Source organism: Prosthecobacter sp., from assembly GCF_029946185.1.
GTDB lineage: Bacteria > Verrucomicrobiota > Verrucomicrobiia > Verrucomicrobiales > Verrucomicrobiaceae > Prosthecobacter.
In genome coordinates, this window is the sequence record NZ_JAQSEA010000207.1 from 1 (window position 1) to 2,741 (window position 2,741).

Genomic DNA, 2,741 nt, shown 5'->3' on the forward strand with positions numbered 1-2,741 from the left:
TTTTATCAGCACGCGCGCGTGCCCACCCTCCACCACCTGGCCCATGCGGACAGTTCCGCACGCGAATCCGAGATGCTGGACTGGGCACGGGACAAACCGGTGGCGCTGCTGCTGCCCGCGCTTTATGCCGAATGCGAGCGCCCTGCCCTGCCCCGCATCCTGGAAGAAGTATCCCAGGCCGGTCACGTCTCCGAGGTGATCCTCAGCATGAATGGCATGGACGCCGCCGAACACGAGCGCGCGCTGGTGCTGATCCGCAAAAATCTACGCGGCAAGACCGCCCACGTGCTTTGGAACGACGGACCGCAGCTCACGCAGGTCTATCAACGCATGGACCAGGCCGGACTCGCCGGACCGCATGCCGGCAAGGGCTCCAATATCTGGATGGGCATCGCCTACCTGCATGCACGCGGTTTTGGCGGCGTCATCGTCAGCCATGACACGGACATCCTGAACTACAGCCGCGATCTTCTCTGGCGGCTCTGCTATCCCCTGCTTCATCCGCGCATGGGCTACAGCTTTGCCAAAGGCTACTACAGCCGTGTGTCGGACCGGCTCTATGGCCGGGTGACACGGCTGCTGATCTTCCCCCTCATCCAGGCCTGCCGGGATGTGCTGGGCTCGAAGCCGCTGCTCGAACATCTCGACAGCTACCGCTACCCACTCTCGGGCGAATTTGCCGCCGACATGCAGGCGCTGGAACGCTTCAGCCTGCCCGGTGGCTGGGGGCTGGAAATCGCCATTCTCTGCGAAGCCTTCCGCCATCTGCCCGGCGAGAAGCAGTGCCAGGTGGATCTTGGCTTTCATTTCGAGCACCGCCACCGCAGCCTCGCTCATGACCAGATCGGGGTGAACGAGCCCGGGCTGATCACCGCTGCGGCAGATGTCGCCCGCTGCCTCATGTATCAGGTGCTGCGCGAAGCTGAGCCCCGCTCCGCCGAAAGCCTCATGCGCCTGATCATTGAGCGCTACCGTCCGCGCGCCAGTGAATGGCTGCAGCGCTACGAGCACGTGGCGCTGCTCAACGGCTTGCGCCATGACGCGGCAGAGGAAAGCGCCGCCGTCACCGCATTCGGCCAGGCACTGGACCGCCTTCTCCATAGCCTAGGAAAAGACACCCTGCATGTGCCGGCTCTGCGCGACACTCCCGCCAGGACCCTCGCGAAGATTCCCGGGCTCGCTGCCGAGATTGCTGCAAGCGCCGTCGTGGTGTGAACGGCCTGCCATCCTGCTTGCTTAGCGCCCGCGTCATGGATATGATCTGGAGCGACTGCTTTTTTTCATATGAAAAAATCTCCCCAGACGAAGCTCAGGCGCAAAGACATGGCCGCTGCTGCACCACTCCCCCAGAGAGGCGCATCTGTCGCTACCACCGAACAACTGGAGCAGATTTATAACAGCGTTGATGCAGCGCTCTTCAGTCTCGCAGTGGAGCCGCGTCAGCAACTGCGCTTCAACGCTGCCAACCAACGTTTTCTCGCCGCCATAGGGCTGCGGCAGCAGCAGGTGATCGGTAAGCAGATCGAACAAATTATCCCGGAGCCGTCTTGCTCACGCGCGCTAAAGCAGTGCCGCCAATCCATCCGCAGCCGTCAGACCGTTCGCTGGGATGAAACCTACTCTCATCCTTCAGGCATCAAATACGGTAAAATTTCCGTGACCCCGATCATGGATGACAAGGGTCGTGTGACGCACCTTTCCGGCAGCATCAATGACATCACCAAACGCCGCAAATCGGAGATGGCGCTGCATGAGAGCGAGGAGCGCTACCGCAGTATCGTGCAGACCGCCGAGGAAGGCATCTGGACGATCAATGCCCGTTCCCTCACCGACTACGTCAATCCCAAGATGGCCAGAATGATGGGTTACAAAGCGGAAGAAATGATCGGACACCCGATCAGCGACTTTCTGGATGATGAGGGCAAGGCTCTGCTGACCACACACATCAAGAACCGCAAGAAAGGGATTTCAGCTCAGTTCGAGTTCAAATACATGCGCAAAGACGGCACCCCTCTGTGGGCGTTTGTCTCCACCAACCCCATCACCAACAGCCAGGGGGCCTATGTGGGAGCCTTGGCGCTGCTGACAGACACTTCCGCACGCAGAGCCGCAGAGGCCGCCATGCAGGAGAGCAATGCGCAGTTTCGTGCCATATTTGAGCAGGCCGCCGTCGGCGTGGCCTTGATCGACAGCAACACCGGACGCTTCCTCAACGTTAATCAACGCGCCTGCGACATCGCACGTCTCACACACAGGCAAATGATGGCCACGACCTTCATGCACATCGCCCATCCAGACGATTTGCCGGCAAATTTGGAACAGATGGAGAAGCTGAAGGCCGGCAAGATCCCCACCTTCACCCTTGAGAAGCGCCACCTTCATGCCGATGGCAGCGTCACCTGGATCAATCTCACGGTTTCACCCATGTGGAAAAAAGGCGAGCCCCCTTCGCGGCACATCGCCATCATGCAGGACATTACGGAGCGCAAGCAGGTGGAGCAGTCGCTGGCCCGCACCACAGACCTCCTAGAGCGCACCGGAGAAATGGCCAAGATCGGCGGCTGGGAGCTGGAGGTGGCCTCCAAAAAGTTGTTCTGGTCGCTCGAAACCTGCCGGCTGTTCGAAATCGAAACCGCCAAAGCACCCACCGTCGAACAAGCGATCCGTTTCTACGCCCCGATAGCACGCCCCATTATCCGTGCAGCCGTGAAGGCCGCGATTGACCATGGCACATCCTACGA

2 protein-coding genes are annotated in these 2,741 nt (G+C 60.3%); both read left to right on the forward strand.

Annotated features, from left to right (window positions below; all coding sequences use genetic code 11):
- Positions 1-1,215, forward strand: a 1,215-nt coding sequence (locus PSV43_RS17565) for a hypothetical protein (protein ID WP_300200280.1), incomplete at its 5' end; no start/stop codon positions are given.
- Positions 1,216-1,284: 69 nt separating this feature from the next.
- The coding region (locus tag PSV43_RS17570) for a PAS domain S-box protein (RefSeq protein WP_300200283.1) at positions 1,285-2,741 on the forward strand (1,457 nt) is incomplete at its 3' end.